Origin of the sequence: Sphingomonas sp. (assembly GCF_003248515.1) — a bacterium.
Taxonomy (GTDB): domain Bacteria; phylum Pseudomonadota; class Alphaproteobacteria; order Sphingomonadales; family Sphingomonadaceae; genus Sphingomonas_I.
Map to the genome: position 1 here is coordinate 1 of NZ_QFOB01000002.1, position 17,722 is coordinate 17,722.

Genomic DNA, 17,722 nt, shown 5'->3' on the forward strand with positions numbered 1-17,722 from the left:
CATGAAACGCGCCCCTCGCAGCCTTCAACACCATGTTTTATATAGGAAATATAATGGTCAGGACAGCGAAATCAGCGCCTTACTTGGGAAATGTGGGTTGAAGAGGCTGCCGATCGCGAAGAAGCCCACCGTGGCCCCAATCAGCCAGACGAGCAGGAACATGCGCGCCTGTTTCGCTTCCTCGCCATGCTGGCGCACGCGCACGCCCGCCACCCCCGCCACGATCAGCGGCAGGCCAAGGCCGATGACGGCGCCCAGCCGCTTGGCGAGCCGGAGCGCGGCCGTGCCCGGCCGATCCCCGATGGAGATGAAATTGGCATAGACGAACGCCTCTTCATGCCCCGCCACCGCATAGGCCGTGAAGGCGATGGCCGTCGGCAGGATGGCGATCGCGATCCACAAGGCGGCAAGACCCGGCAGGCCCGCCTCGATCCCGCGCCGCCGCGCCGCCCACAGCAGCACCAGCCCCAGCGTTACGCCTTCGAACAGGGCGGTATATTTGATCTGGATGGCGACGCCGATCAGCGCCATCGCCAGCACGCCGCGCGCCGCGAAGCGACGATCCTCGCCCTCCGGCATTTCCAGCGCGCGCAGCACGATCAGCGCCGCACCGGCCACGAGCGGATTGTAGAAGACCGGGGACTGGCCACCCGCGCCATCGAACACGATCGTGAAGATCAGGCTGGCCGCGCCCGCCATCCGCGCCGCCCACGGGCTGGCGATCGAACGGGCGAGCTGGATCACGAGGAAGGCGGTCGTCGCCGCGAAGATCGTCGCCACCAGCTGATACTGGACGATGCCCGCCCCGCCGAGCAGGCGGACGCCCGCATAGATGAGGAACAGGCCGATCGGCTTGCGATCCCATATGTCCACATAGGGGATGGCGCCGTGGAGCAGCCTGTCCCCGGTCAGCAGATAGAATTGCTCGTCCACCTGGATCGCGGGATCGCCATACCACCAGCAGCGCAGCAGCACGGCCAGCGCGAACATCGCCAGCGCATCGCGCCATAGGGGTATCGCGGCGATCGGGGAGGTGCGCAGCGAGGGGGAAAGCGGAAGAGCACGGCTGGCCATCGTCTGTCCTGAGGCAGGAAGAGGTTCGATGGCCAAGCTGGCCTTTCTTCTTTGCATCAGCATTGCATGATGTTGCGGGCAGCCTCTTTGCCGGAGCAACTTTGGGTAACGGGCGCGCGGCGCCTATATAGTCATGATGGCGGAAAGCAAATCAACCGGCCCGATCCGATGACTGTCGCGGTGCTGGATGCGGAGGACGATTTCGAGGGCTGGCGCAGCGCCGCACGCGCCCTGATACTCGCCGATATCGCGCCCGATCAGGTCATCTGGCAGATCGGCGACGGCCCAACCAATCTCTTCGGTGGCGCGCCGGCTGCCTTGGCGGCGCCACCGGCGGGCGCGGCCTTCTCCGTGCCGCGCGCCTTTCTCGATCTCGCCCGCACCGTGATTCTCCATGCCGATCCCGAGCGCTTCGGCCTGCTGCATGCAGCGCTTGCGCGCCTGCGCCGCGAACCCGGCCTGATCGGCGATCCGGCCGATCCGCTGATGCGCCGGCTGGAGCCGATGGCGAAGGAGGTTCGTCGCGACATCCACAAGATGCGCGCCTTCCTGCGCTTCCGCGAGGTGGCCGACGGGGACGGCGCCCGCTTCGTCGCCTGGTTTCAGCCCGACCATCATATCGTGCGCGCCAATGCCGATTTCTTCCTGAACCGTTTCGCCGCGATGCGCTGGACGATCCTGACGCCGGAACTCTCGCTCGACTGGGATGGCGAAACGCTGCGCGAGGGGCCGGGCGCCACCCGCGCCGACGCGCCCGACGGCGATCCGATCGAGGAGACATGGAAGACCTATTATGCCTCCATCTTCAATCCGGCGCGCGTGAAGATCGGTGCGATGCTGAAGGAGATGCCCCGCAAATACTGGAAAAACATGCCCGAAACGGCGTTGGTGCCGGAATTGATCGCAGGCGCCCACGCGCGGGAGGCGGGAATGGTCACGGCAAGCCGCGAGACACTGGCGAGGGATCAATCGGGTGCCAACCGCCTCGTCGCATGGGAAGCGTTGCGGGTGGAAGCCTCGGGCTGCACCCGCTGCCCCCTGTTCGCGCCGGCCACGCAGACGGTGTTCGGCGAAGGCCCCGTGGATGCAGCGCTGATGTTCGTGGGGGAGCAGCCCGGCGATCAGGAGGATCTTGCCGGCCGGCCTTTCGTCGGCCCGGCCGGCCAGCTGTTCGATCGCGCGATCGCGGATGCCGACATCAATCGCGCGACCGCCTACGTCACCAACGCCGTCAAGCATTTCAAATATGAGCAGCGCGGCAAGCGCCGCCTCCACACCCGGCCCAACGCGCACGAAATCGATGCCTGCCGCTGGTGGATCGCGCAGGAGCGTGACCTGATCCGGCCAAGGCTTACGGTGGCGCTGGGTGCCACGGCCGCGCGGTCCATGCTGGGCAGGGCCGTCCCGATCGGTGCGGCGCGCGGCCGGCCCCACACGCTGGACGATGGCGGGGAAGGCTGGGTGACCGTCCACCCGAGCTATCTGCTCCGCATTCCGGACAAGGCCGGGGCGGACGAGGAATATGCGCGCTTCGTGGAGGATCTGCGGCGGGTGAAGGCGCGCCTGGCGGATCTGGCCGCCTGAAAGCGCCACCACGCACCACGCCCCCCAATGTGACCCGGTTGTGCCACGGGATTGCTCCCAATAACGTGCCATTCCGGTAATGTGTGGGGGCGGGAATGGGGATTTCGGAGCGCGGCTGGCGGAATGCGGCGCTGGTACTGGCGGCCATCCTCCCGTCCCAGGCGCGGGCCGCCTGCCAGTTGCAACGCTATCTCGAGCTTCCCGTCACCATGTCCGGCCCGCGCCCGATCGTTTCGGCCACGATCGGCGGCAAGGATGCGCGCCTGATCCTCGACAGTGGCGCCTTCTTCAGCACGCTCTCGAAGGCTTCCGCGCAGGAATATGGGCTGCGGCTGGATCCGGCCCCTTCCTGGTTCCGCATGCGCGGGATCAATGGCAGCGCGGCCGTCTCGATCACGACGGTCAAGGATTTCGGCATTGCCGGCGTCACGCTGCCACGCGCCGATTTCATCGTCGGCGGATCGGATACGGGCACGGTCGGCCTGCTCGGCCAGAATATCCTCGGCATCGGCGATGTCGAATATGATCTGCCGCACGGCAAGGTCCGCCTGCTCAAGGCCGAAGGATGCGAGGCCGGGCAGCAGGCCTATTGGGCGGCCGATCGCCCGCTTTCGATCCTGCCGATCGTGCAGCGTGCGCCCCCCTTCCAGACGCACACGATCGGCACGATCACGATCAACGGCGTGAAGCTTCGCGCGATCTTCGATACGGGCGCGTCCTCTACCATGCTCTCGCTGGCGGCGGCCAGGAAAGCGGGGATCACGCCCAGCAGCCCGGGTGTGACTTCCGGGGGAATTTCCACCGGCCTCGGCTCGCAGAGCGCGCAGAGCTGGATCGCGACCTTCGATTCGATCGAGATTGGCGGGGAATCGCTCAAACATCCGAAGCTGCGCTTCGCGGACATCACGCTGGGCGATGCCGATCTGCTGATCGGCGCGGACTTCTTCCTGTCGCACCGCGTCTATGTGGCCAACAAGGGCCAGCGGATGCTGCTGACCTATGAGGGCGGCCCGGTTTTCGGCCTCAACCCCAAAGGCGCGGTGGACGCCGAGGGCAAGGCACTCGACCTGACGGACAAGAGCCCCGAGCCCACCGATGCCGAAGGCTTCAGCCGGCGCGGCGCCGTCTTCGCATCCCAGCGCAAGACGGAGCAGGCGATCGCGGATTTCGATCGCGCGATCGCCATGGCGCCCGCCGTCAGCCGCTATCTCGTCCAGCGCGCGCTGGCCCGGTTGGCCAATGGTCAGCCGCTGCTCGCCGCCGCCGATCTCGACAAGGCGATCCAGCTGGATCCGGCCGACGCGGACGCCCGGATGGCGCGGGCCGGGATGCGCCTGGCGGGGCGCGATCCCAAGGGCGCCGGCGAGGATCTCGCCGCGATCGACAGGACGCTGGCGCCCACATCGGACAAGCGGCTGGGCCTGGCCCAGATGCTGGACGCCACCGGCGCGCAGGATGCCGCCCTCGTCAATTTCGACGCATGGCTGAAAAGCCATCCGGCGGATGCGAGCCGGGCGATCGCCTTCAACGGCCGCTGCTGGGTGCGCGCGCAGATGAACCGCGATCTCGATCGCGCGATCGACGATTGCGATACCGCCCTCAAGCTGCGTCCGGATACCTCCGCCTATCTGGACAGCCGCGCGCTCGTTCGGTTCCGGCGCGGCGAACTGGCGCAGGCTCTCGCCGATTATGATGCCTCCCTGAAGGGGCTCGATCCGAAGGCGAAAGTGCCATCAAGCCTCGCCTGGACGCTCTATTGCCGCAGCCTCGTGAAACGGCGGATGGGCAACATTACGGGCGCGGACGCGGACCGCGATGCCGCGCTCGCCGCCTCCCCCGCAGCCGCCGAGCGCGCGCGGAAGATGGGGCTGGTGGGCTGAAGCGATTTCAAAGCGGGCGGGACAAGCGGCCCGCCCGGGAATCGGGGCAGAGCATAACCCTGAAGCGACCGATCCGGAGCGACCGGACCGAATAACGCTCCGCCCCGCCTCCCGATCAGCGCCCGAGCGTGGGCGATCCCAGATCGATCGCATCCGCGGCGATCGGCTCCATCGCGATGCCCTTGGCGGCCAGCCCCGCCGCGAATTGCTTCGCATCCCCCACCACCGCGATGCTGGCCGCCGCCGGATCCAGATAGGTGGCGGCCGCCATCTTCACCGCATCAGGCGTCACCGCATCGATCCGGCCGGAATAGGCCGCCATCTCCTCCAGCGGCACATTCTGGGAGATCAGGGCCGCCGCCGTTCCGGCCAGGCCGTCCGTTGTTTCGATCGCATCGCCGAAACCGCCGATCAGCGCCGCCTTGCGCGCGGCCAGCTCGGCCGGGGGAACGGCCTCGTGCCCCAGCCGCGCCATTTCATCGCGCATCAGCAGGATCACATCCGGCACGGACGGATTCTTGGTCTGCGTGGCGGCGGCGAACGGCCCGGGCATTCGCCCCGCGGCGAAACGGCTGCTGGCGCCATAGGCCAGGCCGCGCCGGATCCGCACCTCGAGATTCAGGCGCGAGGAAAATCCGCCGCCCAGCACCGAATTGGCCACGAGCAGGGGATAATAAGAGGGATCGGTGCGCGTGAGCGTGGGCCGCGCGATCGTGACCGCCGCCTGTGCGACATCGGGCATGTCGACCAGGATGTTGCGCGGCCCCGGCAGCGGCGGCGTGCCGGATGGGGTGCTGCCCGCCACCGTAGCGCCGGCCCAGCTGCCGAAGGCGCGCTCGACAAGAGCGCGCGCGGCATCGGGCGTAATGTCTCCGGCGAGCACCACGGTGGAGCCACCGGGCGCCCAGATCGCCTTGTAGCCGGCCGTCACATCCGCGCGCGTGATAGCAGCCAGCGTGCGCGGCGTGCCCGATCCGGGCTTGCCATAAGGCGCCGTGCCATAAGCCGCGCGCGTCGCCACGAGGCCGGCGAGCGTGCCCGGTCGCTTCAGCGCGACGGCGAGGCCATCGAGCGCCTCCGCGCGGGCGCGATCCAGTTCCCCCTGCGCGAAGACGGGACTGCGCGCGACATCGGCGAGGATATCCATTGCCGGCGCGAGCTGATCGCTGCGCGTGGTGAGGGTGAGCGTGGAGGCATCCCGCGAGGTGCCCGCATCGATCGCGGCGCCAAGCGATTCGATCGCCTCCGCCACCTGCGTCGCGGAGCGCGTGGGCGTGCCCTTCGTCATCAGATCCGCCACCAGTTCCGCCCGGCCGAGGCGATCGTCCGGATCGCCGGCGGACCCCGTGGGCGAGACGAGCATCGCCGTGACGATCGGCAGTTCGTGCCGCTCCAGCACGACATAATGCAGCCCGTTGCCAAGCGTGCCGGCGAAAGGCGCGGGCACGGTGGGCGAGACGGCCGGCCCCGGAGCCGGCGGCTGGGCGCGCTCGGCCGCTCCCAGCGCGATCACGACGGGAATGTTCGGCGGGGATATGAGAGGGACGGTGACGACGCTGGCCGCGATGCTGACCGGATCGACGGGCGCGGCACCCCTGCCCGGCGCCGCATAGCGGATCGCGACCGCGCGATCATCCGCCAGCAGGCGCCGGGCGACGCGCTGCACATCGGCGGCCGTGACCGCCTGGATCGCGGCAAGGCGGCGATCGGCGGCGGCGGGATCGCCATCGAGGATCACGCTGCCCGCCACCAGCGAGGCGCGGCCCTCGGCCGTCTCGCGCTCCCGCAGGGCGGACGTGACGATCAGATTCTTCACGCGATCCAGCTCGGCCGCCGCGACCGGCCGATCCCGCAGCAGGCCCACTTCGCGCCGCAGCCCGGCCTCCGCCGCCGCCACCGTCTTGCCGCCGGCCACGATCGCGAAGGCGGTGAACAGGCCCGGCCCCTTGCGGAAGCCGGCATCCACATCCGCCTCGCTCGCGACGCGATCGCGATAGACGAGCGCCTGATAGAGACGCGAGCTTTCGCCGCCCGAGAGCAGCCCGTCGATCACCGTGACCACCGCATGATCGGGATCGGTGGTCGGCGGCAGCAGCCAGGAAAGCGTGACGGCCGGCAGCGGCGTATTCGCCGCCGTCACTGAATAAGCCGCCGGCGCGGTGCGCGGCGGTTCGGCCACGGTCACGCGCGGGATCGGGCGATCGGGCTTCGCGATCGGGGCGAGATAGCGATCGATCCAGCCATCCAGCTTCGCCGGATCGAAATTGCCGGACACGACCAGCACGGCATTGTCGGGCCGGTAATAAGTGGCGTGGAAGGCGCGGACATCCTCCAGGCTGGCCGAATCGAGATCGGCGATGCTGCCGATGCCGGGCCGCGCATAGGGATGCACCTTGTAATTGGCCTTCACCAGATCGTGGCTGAAAAGCTGCCCATAGGGGCGGGCAAGGCCCGTGCGCAGTTCCTCCTTCACCACATCCCGCTCCGACACGAAGGTCGGCTGATCGATGACGAGGCCGCCCATCCGCTCGCCCTCGGCCCAGATCAGCCGTTCCAGATGGTTGGCGGGCGCCGTCTCGTGATATTCGGTATAGTCATCGTCGGTGGAGGCATTGTTGGCGCCGCCAACATCCTCGGTCAGCCGATCGAGCATTTCCGACGGCATGTTGCGCGTCGCCTTGAACATCAGATGTTCGAACAGGTGCGCGAAGCCGGATCGCCCGCGCGGATCATCCTTCGAGCCGACATCGTACCAGACCTGCACCGAAACGGTGGTGCCCGTCCTGTCCGGCATCTCATAGACGCGCAGGCCATTGGGCAGGGTGCGCGTGGTGAAGGCCAGAGGCGGCACGGTGACCGGCGCGGCGACGGCGGGGCTCAATGCCGTGGCGGCAAGGAGGGCGAGCGGAAGCAGGGAAAAGCGCATGGCCCTGCCTAACAGGTTTCCCCGACTGCGCCATGAACGGCGATAAGGCGCGGAAGGTGGCAGAAACGGATGCCACAGCATCCCGCGAGGCGCCTTCTCCGGAAGATCGGCAGGCGCGCTGCTCAGGCGGGTCCGATTGCCGGCTGCGATCACGCAGAGATCAAAGATCCCATCCGCCCACGCCGATGCACCGCAAAATGAGGAGGCAGAGCCATCAGCGATCGGTAGCATTTGGGCAAGGAATATGATCAACATACTAATATTAAAGAATTTTATAGGTGCATTTCATGCAACCGTTGCTTGCAAGCGAGCATTTGACGGCACAGGCCCGTTCCGCGAGAGGGGCGTTGACGCTGCGGTGCAGCAAATCCATTTTCGAGGTTTACGATGTTCAGCCTGCTGATCCTGATCAACAACGTCCGCAAGTCGCTCGCCGTCGCGCGCTGAGTTGCGACTGATCCCGGCCTGCGGGCCGGGATTGCCGGCGGCGATCGCCTGAGCGGGCGCGACAGAACACCCCTCGCTCGCCGCCCGGATCGATCGGCCAAGACCGATCGGAATCACGGCTTCCCCAAACCATCGCCTCTTCCCCGCGCTCCCGGGACGACATTTCATCCCGGATCAGTCTCGCGGGGGCGACGATCAAAGCACCTGGCAGTCCGTCAGATCAATCCGGCCAGCGGGCTCGAAGGATCGGCATAGCGGCGGCGGCCCATCCGCCCGGCGCGATAGGCGAGGCGGCCGGCTTCCACCGATGCCTTCATCGCCGCCGCCATCAGGATCGGATCCTTCGCCTCCGCGATCGCCGTATTCATCAGCACGCCATCACAGCCCAGTTCCATCGCGGCGGCCGCATCGCTGGCCGTGCCCACGCCCGCATCCACCAGTACGGGCACGCTGGCGCCTTCCACGATCAGCCGGATCATCACCGGATTCTGGATGCCGAGGCCCGAGCCGATCGGCGCGCCCAGCGGCATGATCGCCACCGCACCCACATCCTCCAGCCGCTTCGCCGCGATCGGATCGTCGGCGCAATAGACCATGGGCAGGAAGCCCTCCTTCGCGAGGATCTCGGTCGCGCGCAAAGTCTCCATCATGTCGGGATAGAGCGTCTTGGCCTCGCCCAGCACTTCCAGCTTCACGAGGTCCCAGCCGCCCGCTTCCCGCGCGAGGCGCAGCGTGCGGATCGCGCTTTCGGCATCGAAGCAGCCGGCGGTATTGGGCAGATAGGTGATCTTCTTCGGATCGATGAAATCGGTGAGCATCGGCTGGTTGCGATCGGCGATGTTCACGCGGCGCACCGCGACCGTCACGATTTCCGCGCCGGAAGCCTCCACCGCCGCCGCATTCTGCGCGAAATCCTTATATTTGCCGGTGCCGACGATGAGCCGCGAACGAAACGTCTTGCCCGCGACCGTCCACGTATCCGCATTCACAGCCGCAGTGGCGGCATGATCGCCGCCGCCCGCGACCGGATGGTCGCCACCGCCTACGAAATGGACGATCTCCAGTTCGTCGCCATCCTCCAGCGCCACATCGCCCAGCGTGGAGCGGGGCACGATCTCCAGATTGCGCTCCACGGCCACCTTGGCCGGCTCCAGACCAAGCTCGGCGGCGAGGCCCGCGATCGTCATTCCGTCATTGACGCGGCGATGTTCGCCGTTGACGATGATGCTGATCGTACCGTCGCTGTGCATGTCGTGCTACCGTTCCGCTGGAGAGAGGCGCGACTTAGGCTCTCTGCCGCCCGCTTTCAAATGGTGAGACGGGAGGCCGTTATGCCCTTGATGCTGGACGTGGAGCACAAGCTCTGACATGGCGCGCGACCAAATGTGAATGAGGTGGTCTTGATGACCGATACGTCGAAGGCGGCGATGCAGGTGGATCCTGCGCTCGTCCGCCAGCTTGCCGAGTTGCTGGATGAAACGCAGCTCACGGAGATCGAGGTGCAGGATGGGGATCGCAAGATCCGCGTCGCGCGCAAGGTGACTGTCGCGGCTGTCGCGCCTGCGCCCGTCGCGGCCCCGGCCGCCCCCGCAGCTCCGGTGGCGGCGGCGCCCGCCCCGGTCCCCGTGGCGGCGGCGCCCGCCGGAGACCATCCGGGAACCGTGAAATCGCCCATGGTGGGCACCGCCTATCTCGCGGCCGGCCCCGAGGCGAAGAATTTTGTCGCCCTGGGCCAGCAGATCGCCGCCGGCGATACGCTGCTGATCGTGGAAGCGATGAAGGTGATGAATCCGATCGCGGCGCCCCGCGCCGGCACGGTGAAGGCGATCCTGATCGACAATGCCCAGCCGGTCGAATTCGATCAGCCGCTTGTGATTATCGAGTAAGCGGCCTTGCCCGAGATCAAGAAGGTCCTGATCGCCAATCGCGGCGAGATCGCGCTCCGCATCCATCGCGCCTGCCATGAAATGGGCATCCGCACGGTGGCGGCACACTCCACGGCGGATTCCGATGCGATGCACGTCCGGCTGGCGGACGAGGCGGTCTGCATCGGGCCGCCCTCGGCGACCGAAAGCTATCTGAACATCCCGAACATCATCTCGGCCGCCGAGATTTCGGGCGCGGACGCCATCCACCCCGGCTATGGCTTCCTTTCGGAAAACGCCAAGTTCGCCGAGATCGTCGAGGCGCACGACATCATCTGGATCGGGCCGAAGCCCGAACATATCCGGACGATGGGCGACAAGGTGGAGGCCAAGCGCACCGCCGGCGCGCTCGGCCTGCCGCTGGTGCCGGGTTCCGACGGGCCGATCCGGCGCGCGGGCGAGGCGGCGGATGTCGCGCGCGAGATCGGCTATCCTGTGCTGATCAAGGCGGCCTCCGGCGGCGGCGGGCGCGGCATGAAGGTGGTGCCGTCCGAAGATCAGCTGGAAACCCTGATCCAGCAGGCCTCGTCGGAGGCGAAGGCGGCGTTCGGCGACGACACCGTCTATATGGAAAAATATCTCGGCAATCCGCGCCACATCGAATTCCAGGTGTTCGGCGACGGCAAGGGCAACGCGATCCATCTGGGCGAGCGCGACTGTTCGCTGCAACGCCGCCACCAGAAGGTGCTGGAAGAAGCCCCTTCCCCCGTCATCACGCCCGAGGAACGCGCGCGGATGGGCGGGATCGTCGCCAAGGCGATGGCCGACATGGGCTATCGCGGCGCCGGCACGATCGAGTTCCTGTGGGAAGACGGGAAATTCTACTTCATCGAGATGAACACCCGCCTTCAGGTGGAGCATCCGGTGACAGAGGCGATCACCGGCCTGGATCTGGTGCGCGAGCAGATCCGCATCGCCGAGGGCCATCCCCTGACGCTGCGGCAGGAAGACGTGGTCTTCCGGGGCCATGCGATCGAATGCCGCATCAATGCCGAGGATCCGCGCACCTTCGCGCCTTCGCCGGGGCTGGTGAAGGGCTATCACGCGCCGGGCGGCATGAACGTTCGCGTGGATAGCGGCCTCTACGCCGGCTATCGCATCCCGCCTTACTATGACAGCATGATCGCCAAGCTGATCGTGTACGGCACGACCCGTAACGGCGCGCTGCGCCGCCTGCGCCGCGCCCTGGAGGAATTCGTGATCGATGGCGTAAAGACCACGATCCCGCTCCATCAGGCCCTGCTGGAAGATCCGGAGTTCCAGGAAGGCGACTATTCGATCAAGTGGCTGGAAGAGTGGCTGGCGCGCGAGAACGCCAAGGACTGATCCCAGGGCGGGAGGCCACTCCCCGTCCGTTCGTCCCGACCGGCCAGCAGAGAATTCAGGCGCAGGGAGGCACTGATGAAGGCAGTCATCTACCATAATCCCCGCTGCTCCAAATCGCGCGAGGCGCTGGCCATCCTCGAGGCGGCGGGCGCGGACGTGACGATCGTGGAATATCTGAAGACACCGCCCGAGGCCGGGGAACTGGCGCGCCTCTATGCCAAGGCGGGGATGACGGCGGCGGAAGGGCTGCGCGCGGCCGAGGCGGACGCCAGGCCGCTCAGGGGTGCGGACGAGGCAACGATCCTCGCCGCGATGGCCGCCAATCCGATCCTGATCGAACGCCCGCTGGTGGAGACCGCCAGGGGCGTGCGCCTGGGCCGCCCGCCCGAAAAGGTACGCGAGATCCTCTGAGCGCCGGCCGGCAGCGAGCGATGCGGGGCATGCCGACCAACGCCGTCACGCGCACAGCGGATATCGCCGGCACGCTGGTCTTCGCGATAGAGGGTGGCCTGACCGGGCTGGGCGTGGGCCTGGATCCGGTGGGCATCCTCGCCCTTGCCTTTCTGACCGGGCTGGGCGGCGGCCTGATCCGCGATGTGCTGATCGGATCGCTGCCGCCCGCTGCGATCCGGGACTGGCACTATGCCGTCACCGTCGTGGCGGCGGCCACCATCGTCTGGCTCGTCCATCCCGCGCTGCTGTCGCTGCCACCGGGGCTGATGGTAGCACTGGATGCCGCCGGCCTCGCCTTCGCCGCGATCGCGGGCACCGAAAAGGCGCTGGAACATGGTATCCACCCGTTCGTCTGCGTCTTTCTGGGAACGGTGAGCGGCGCCGGCGGCGGCACGCTCCGCGATGTCGTCATCAATCAGGTGCCGCGCGTGCTGCGCACGGACATTTACGGCTCGGCCGCCGCCTGCGCCGCGATCATCATCGTCATCGGCCGCGCGCTGGGCTGGCCCGCGCGCGCCACGGCGATCCTTGCCGGCCTTGCCTGTTTCGGCCTGCGCCTGCTCGCCTACCGGCACGGCTGGCATCTGCCCACGCTCGGCTGAGCCGGGCACACCGTTGCGGCGGCCCAGAGGCCGCCGCTCGCCTCAATGCGCGGGGCGATCATCCTGCATGGGCTGGAGCTTGTGATCCGGATTCGGGTCCATCGGAGGCTGGTTCTGCAGCCGCTGGGCGGGGCGCTGCGCCGGGCGCTCGTCTTCCTCGTCCTGCAGGCCCTTCTTGAAGCTTTTGATGCCCTTGGCCGCATCGCCCATGATGTCCGACAGGCGCCCCTTGCCGAACAGCAGCATGACGACGACCGCCAGGATCAGCCAGTGCCAGATGCTCAAACCGCCCATCAGAAATCTCCCGGGAGCCCGCCCGCTTGCAGGGCTCCATCACTGCGCTTTGGCGTTATCTAGTCCGCCTCGTCCGGTTTCGCCACCTCTAGCTGCTGTTCCAGCGCAAGATCGATCGGATCCAGCAGCCCGGCGGCCTTGAGATCCTCGATCCCCGGCAGGTCGCGCCGCGAGGAAAGGCCGAAATGATCGAGGAAGGCCGGCGTGGTGGCATAGGTGAGCGGACGGCCCGGCACTTCGCGGCGGCCGGCGGGCCTGATCCAGCCGGCCTCCAGCAGCGCATCGAGCGTGCCCTTCGAAATCTGCACGCCGCGGATCGCCTCGATCTCGGCCCGGCTGACCGGCTCGTGATAGGCGATGATCGCCAGCGTCTCGATCCCCGCGCGCGAAAGCTTGCGCGGCTCCACCTTCTCGCGCCGGAGCAGATGCGCGAGATCGGGCGCGGTCTGCAGCCGCCAGCGCCCGCCCCGCTCCACCAGTTCGACGCCATGCCCCTCATAGAGATCGGCCAGACGGCCGAGCGCGGATTTCACATCCGCGATGCCGGTGGCGGCGGCCAGTTCGTGCGGGGTCATCGGCTGCTCCGCGGCGAACAGGGTCGCCTCCAGCGCGCGGACTTCGATATCGATCACGCCCCTGCTCCCGCGCGCCGCACCATCAGGGGCGCGAAGGCCGCCTCCTGCCGCAGCGCCAGCCGCCCCTGCTTGGCGAGTTCCAGCGCGGCCACGAAGCTGGAGGCCACGGCGGAGCGGCGATAATCCTCATCCTCCACCTCCGGCAGGAAGCTCGCCAGTTCCGCCCAGTCCCGTTCCTGGCCCACCATCCGCGCGACGAGTTCCAGCGCACTCTCCAGCGTCATCACCGGGCGGCGCGACACGACATGGATGGCCGGCACGGCGCGCGCCTTCACCGCGCCATAAGCGGCGATCAGCTCGAACAGATTGGCTTCCCAGGCCGGCATCCTGACGATCCGGAGGCCTTCCGGCGCACCGCGCGCGAAGACATCGCGGCCCAGCCGATCGCGTGCCATCAGCCGCGCGCCCGCCTCGCGCATCGCATCCAGCCGCTGGAGGCGCAGCTGGAGCCGCAGCGCCATTTCCTCCGGGCTCGGCTCCACTTCGGGATCGCGCGGCAGCAGCAGGCCGGATTTCAGATAAGCGAGCCAGGCCGCCATCACGAGATAATCGGCCGCCAGTTCCAGCTTCAGCGCGCGCGCCTGGGCGATGAAGGCGAGATATTGCTCGACGAGGGCGAGGATCGAGATCTGCTTGAGATCCACCTTTTGATTGCGCGCGAGCGTCAGCAGCAGATCGAGGGGGCCTTCCCACCCGTCAATGTCGAGCGTCAGCGTCTCGCTGTCGGGCAGGGAAAGATCGAGCTGGTCGGACATGAATGCGCCAGATTAGCGGCGCCGGCCGCCGAGTCGAGAAGCTCGGATGTCGCCATCCCGAACCGGTTTCGGGGCGAGGGCGCGCGAGCGATCAGCCCAGCGCCAGCAGCGCATCCCGCTTGGCGATCAGCGCCTCGAACGGCTCGGCCGTCCCGGGGGCGGCGATCGTCGCCATCGCGCGATCGAGGCGGACGCGCCCTTCCGCCGTGATCGCCGGCACCGCATCGGCGCAGGCGATCATCTCCCCCATGTCGCCCGAACAATGGAGCGCCACGTCGCAGCCTGCCGCGATCACGCCGAACGCCCGATCGCCGAAATCGCCCTGCAAGGCATGCATGCCCAGATCATCCGACATCAGCAGCCCATCGAAGCCGATCCGCTTGCGGATCACGCCCGCGATCACGCGGGCGGAAAGGCTCGCGCATTCGGCCTTGTCCCATGCCTCGTAAACGACATGCGCCGTCATCGCCATCGGCGCGTCGCGCAGCCGGATGAAGGGCGCCAGATCGGTTTCCAGTTCCTCGGCGGGCGCATCCACCACCGGCAATTCCAGATGGCTGTCCGCCATGGCGCGGCCATGGCCGGGCACATGCTTGACGACGCCGACCACGCCGCCCGCGCGCAGGCCCTCGATCGTCGCCCGGCCGAGCGCGGCCACGCGCAGCGGCTCCGCACCAAGCGCGCGATCCCCGATAATATCGTGCGCGCCCGGCTGGCGCACATCGAGCAGGGGCAGGCAATCCACGTTCACGCCTACCTCGCGCAGCATCAGCGCGATGGCGGCGGCATTGGCGCGAATCGCCTCGATCGCGGACATGGGGGCCACGTCATAGAGGCGATCAAAGGCCGCGCCGGGCGGAAAGGCCGGCCATTCCGGGGGCTGCATCCGGGCAACACGCCCGCCTTCCTGATCGATCAGGATCGGAACGTCTGCGCGCCCCGAAAGATCGCGCAGCGCATCGGTGAGCGCGCGCAGCTGGACGCGATCGACCACGTTGCGGCGGAACAGGATGAAGCCGGCGGGCGAGATCTCCCGGAAGAAAGCCTGCTCGTCATGGGTGAGGGCCGGGCCGGACAGGCCGAGGATCAGGGGGGTCATGTCAAAGCCTTCGATGGATCGTCGCACGTCCGCACCGGCTCCGTCCGGCCCTGCCTGAGACCCGGACGGACGGCGGACTCAGTTCACGATGCTGCAGCTCTCGCCGGCCACGCGCAGCTGCGCGCAGAGCCGGGCGGCGTTGGCCGCGCCCGAGGCGCGCAGGCGATAGAGCGTCTTGTCGCCGCTCTTCACCGGGCTGATCGCAAGGCCCAGATCGCGCAGGCCCGCAAACCGGGCCGAAAGCGTCTTCCAGGCCTGCTTTGCCTTCGCCTCGCTGGAGAAGGCGCCGAGCTGGACCACACCCGTTCCGCCGGCCATGGGCGCACCGGGGGGCGCCGCCGGGACGGGTGGCGCGGGCACCGGCTTCGGCCGCTCCACCGGCGACGGCACGACCGCGACGGGCGGCGTCGCCGGCAAGGCTGGGGATTTGGCGGCTGGCGCCGGCGCTGGCCGGGCCGCCGGCCCCGGCGTTCCGGGTGCGGGCGCGCCTTCCGCACCGGCCGGAGCGGCCGGCCGGTTCTGCGCGGGGCCGACCATCGGCTGCTCGGGCAGTGCGTTCAGATCGATCGGGCTGTTCACATCCTGCCCGGCGCTGGTGTCGTAGGTCACCTCGCCATTGGCATCCGGCGTCATCCCGCCGGGATTGGGGGGACGCACCTTGTAGGGGCCGGGCTCCGCCTTGATGATCTGGCCGCTGCCGCCCGAAGCGCCGCCATGGCCGCGATACCAGATCACGCCCGCCGTAATCAGCGCGATCGCCACCAGCACGAGGATGGCGGCGAGGATCAGGCCGCCATAGCCGCCCCGCTCCGCCTGATAATAATCATCCTCGTCCTCGACCGGCTCCAGCCACGGCAGACGCTCGCGCGCCGCCTCGCCCGAACCGCCCCGCCGGATCTCCACCATCGCTCAGTGCAACTCCTCGGCGGCCTCGACCCCCATGACGGCGAGACCATTGCGGATGATCTGCCCGATCGCATCGGCGAGCGCCAGCCGTGCCGCGCTCAAGGCCGGATCATCGGTGAGAAGGAAGCGACGACCCGGATCGTCATTCCCCCGATTCCACAGGGCATGGAAGGCCGCGGCGAGATCATAGAGATAGAAAGCGATGCGGTGCGGCTCACGCGCGGCCGCCGCACCTTCGATCAGGCGCGGAAATTGCGCGGCGAGCTTCACAAGAATCAGTTCCTCGGCATCCAGCAAGGCGAGATCCGCCGGCGGCAGCGCCATCCCCGCCTCTGCCGCGCGCCGGTGGAGCGAATGGGTTCGGGCATGCGCATATTGCACGTAGAAGACGGGGTTGTCCTTGGAGGCTTCCACCACCTTGGCGAAATCGAAATCCATCTGCGCATCCGCCTTGCGCGTGAGCATTGTGAAGCGGACGACATCCTTGCCCACTTCGCGCACCACATCGGCCAGCGTGACGAACGAGCCGGAGCGCTTGGACATCTTCACCGGCTCGCCATCGCGCAGCAGCTTCACCATCTGCACGAGCTTCACGTCGAAGGGCTTGCCACCGGTGAGCGCCTTCACCGCCGCCTGGATACGCTTGACGGTGCCGGCATGGTCCGCGCCCCAGATATCGATCAGCTGATCGGCGCTCTCGGCCTTCTGCCAGTGATAGGCGAGATCGGTGCCGAAATAGGTGAGCCCGCCATCCGACTTGCGCACCGGGCGATCCTGATCGTCGCCGAAGGCTGTGGACCGGAACAGGGTCATCTCGGTCGGCTCCCAATCGTCGGGAAGCTCGCCCTTGGGGGGTTCCAGCACGCCCTGATAGATCAGGCCATCGGCACGCAGACGATCGAATGCCTTGTCCACGCGCCCCTCGGCCTGCACGGCGGCCTCGGAGGCGAACACCTCATGATTGATGCCGAGCAGCGCGAGATCGGCGCGGATCATGTCCATCATCGCGGCCACGGCGCGCGTGCGGAACAGATCGAGCCACTCGCTCTCCGGCTTGCCCACATAGGAATCGCCATATTCGGCGGCCAGCGCCTGCCCGATCGGGATCAGATAATCGCCCGGATAGAAGCCCTCGGGAATCTGGCCGATATCCTCGCCCAGCGCCTCGCGATAGCGCAGATGCACCGAGCGGCCGAGCGTCTGCACCTGCGCGCCGGCATCGTTGATGTAATATTCGCGGGTGACGGCATAGCCCGCATATTCCAGCAACTGCGCCAGCGCATCGCCCACCACCGCGCCCCGGCAATGGCCCATGTGCATCGGCCCGGTGGGATTGGCGGAGACATATTCCACGTTCACGCGCAGGCCCTGCCCCGCATCGGAGCCGCCATAGGCCGCCCCTTCGGACAGGATCGTGGCCAGTTCCGCCCGCCACGTCGCCTCCGTCAGCCGCAGATTGATGAAGCCGGGGCCGGCAATCTCCACCGTCTCGACATGGGGCAGCGCCTCCAGCTTCGGCACGAGCAGAGCCGCCAGCGCGCGGGGATTGGTGGCGGCGGGCTTGGCCAGCACCATCGCGGCGTTGGTCGCCAGATCGCCATGCGCCGCGTCACGCGGCGGCTCCACCGTGATCGCATCGCGCTTCAGGCCGGAAGGAAGTGCCCCTTCGGCTTCCAGCGCGTCGAGCGCGGCGGCGAGATCGGCGGAGAAACGGGCGTAGAGCGTGGGCAAGGAGGCGTATCCGGATAGAGTGAGCGCGCGCCTGTAGCCGATAGGCGCGCGCGCGTCACGGCCGCCGATCCGGTGGTGGTGCCGG

Annotated in this window: 15 protein-coding genes; 6 read left to right on the forward strand and 9 right to left on the reverse strand. The window is 67.9% G+C overall.

All coding sequences use genetic code 11. The features are described 5' to 3' along the window. Positions 1 to 57: 57 nt before the first annotated feature. Complete coding sequence (locus tag DI605_RS03120) at positions 58 to 1,074, reverse strand: glycosyltransferase family 39 protein (protein WP_293968922.1); 1,017 nt, start codon at positions 1,072 to 1,074, stop codon at positions 58 to 60. A 168-nt stretch (positions 1,075 to 1,242) separates the two neighbouring features. On the opposite strand from DI605_RS03120, the gene DI605_RS03125 reads away from it, so the two are divergent. Next, positions 1,243 to 2,658, forward strand: coding sequence for a UdgX family uracil-DNA binding protein (locus DI605_RS03125; protein WP_293968924.1), 1,416 nt, complete (start codon positions 1,243 to 1,245; stop codon positions 2,656 to 2,658). Between the two features lie 95 nt (positions 2,659 to 2,753). After that, positions 2,754 to 4,538 (forward strand): aspartyl protease family protein, encoded by a 1,785-nt coding sequence (locus tag DI605_RS03130; RefSeq protein ID WP_293968926.1) that lies wholly within the window; start codon positions 2,754 to 2,756, stop codon positions 4,536 to 4,538. A gap of 115 nt (positions 4,539 to 4,653) precedes the next feature. Here the strand turns inward: DI605_RS03130 and DI605_RS03135 are convergent, their stop codons facing one another. Both DI605_RS03135 and thiS read right to left on the reverse strand, forming a co-directional pair. Further along, entirely contained in the window at positions 4,654 to 7,464 is a 2,811-nt protein-coding gene (locus DI605_RS03135) for a pitrilysin family protein (protein ID WP_293968928.1), read from the reverse strand. A 662-nt stretch (positions 7,465 to 8,126) separates the two neighbouring features. Further along, complete coding sequence (gene thiS, locus DI605_RS03140) at positions 8,127 to 9,161, reverse strand: sulfur carrier protein ThiS (protein WP_293968930.1); 1,035 nt, start codon at positions 9,159 to 9,161, stop codon at positions 8,127 to 8,129. A gap of 153 nt (positions 9,162 to 9,314) precedes the next feature. Between thiS and accB the strand changes: the two genes are divergently transcribed. The 4 genes from accB to DI605_RS03160 all read left to right on the forward strand — a co-directional run bounded on the left by accB (position 9,315) and on the right by DI605_RS03160 (position 12,217). Continuing rightward, the gene (accB, locus tag DI605_RS03145; RefSeq protein WP_293968932.1) at positions 9,315 to 9,797 is read left to right on the forward strand and encodes an acetyl-CoA carboxylase biotin carboxyl carrier protein; all 483 of its coding nucleotides are present in this window, start codon (positions 9,315 to 9,317) and stop codon (positions 9,795 to 9,797) included. Between the two features lie 6 nt (positions 9,798 to 9,803). Further along, a complete protein-coding gene (gene accC / locus DI605_RS03150) occupies positions 9,804 to 11,162 on the forward strand; it encodes an acetyl-CoA carboxylase biotin carboxylase subunit (protein ID WP_293968934.1) in 1,359 nt (452 codons plus the stop codon). Positions 11,163 to 11,237: 75 nt separating this feature from the next. Continuing rightward, the gene (locus tag DI605_RS03155) at positions 11,238 to 11,573 is read left to right on the forward strand and encodes an arsenate reductase family protein (RefSeq protein ID WP_293968936.1); all 336 of its coding nucleotides are present in this window, start codon (positions 11,238 to 11,240) and stop codon (positions 11,571 to 11,573) included. Between the two features lie 29 nt (positions 11,574 to 11,602). Next, positions 11,603 to 12,217, forward strand: coding sequence for a TRIC cation channel family protein (locus tag DI605_RS03160; RefSeq protein WP_293968938.1), 615 nt, complete (start codon positions 11,603 to 11,605; stop codon positions 12,215 to 12,217). Between the two features lie 42 nt (positions 12,218 to 12,259). Here DI605_RS03160 and DI605_RS03165 read toward each other — a convergent pair whose 3' ends face one another. The 6 genes from DI605_RS03165 to argS all read right to left on the reverse strand — a co-directional run bounded on the left by DI605_RS03165 (position 12,260) and on the right by argS (position 17,637). Continuing rightward, the gene (locus tag DI605_RS03165; protein WP_293968940.1) at positions 12,260 to 12,511 is read right to left on the reverse strand and encodes a twin-arginine translocase TatA/TatE family subunit; all 252 of its coding nucleotides are present in this window, start codon (positions 12,509 to 12,511) and stop codon (positions 12,260 to 12,262) included. 59 nt (positions 12,512 to 12,570) lie between these two features. Beyond that, positions 12,571 to 13,143, reverse strand: coding sequence for an SMC-Scp complex subunit ScpB (gene scpB / locus DI605_RS03170; protein WP_293968942.1), 573 nt, complete (start codon positions 13,141 to 13,143; stop codon positions 12,571 to 12,573). Beyond that, positions 13,140 to 13,901: a ScpA family protein gene (locus DI605_RS03175; RefSeq protein ID WP_293968944.1), complete on the reverse strand. Its 762-nt coding sequence runs from the start codon at positions 13,899 to 13,901 to the stop codon at positions 13,140 to 13,142. The genes scpB and DI605_RS03175 overlap by 4 nt, the downstream gene beginning before the upstream one ends. A 91-nt stretch (positions 13,902 to 13,992) precedes the next feature. Then, positions 13,993 to 15,000: a beta-N-acetylhexosaminidase gene (gene nagZ, locus DI605_RS03180; RefSeq protein WP_293968946.1), complete on the reverse strand. Its 1,008-nt coding sequence runs from the start codon at positions 14,998 to 15,000 to the stop codon at positions 13,993 to 13,995. A 78-nt stretch (positions 15,001 to 15,078) separates the two neighbouring features. Then, positions 15,079 to 15,906: an SPOR domain-containing protein gene (locus tag DI605_RS03185; RefSeq protein WP_293968948.1), complete on the reverse strand. Its 828-nt coding sequence runs from the start codon at positions 15,904 to 15,906 to the stop codon at positions 15,079 to 15,081. 3 nt (positions 15,907 to 15,909) lie between these two features. After that, entirely contained in the window at positions 15,910 to 17,637 is a 1,728-nt protein-coding gene (gene argS, locus DI605_RS03190) for an arginine--tRNA ligase (protein WP_293968949.1), read from the reverse strand. Positions 17,638 to 17,722 lie beyond the last annotated feature (85 nt).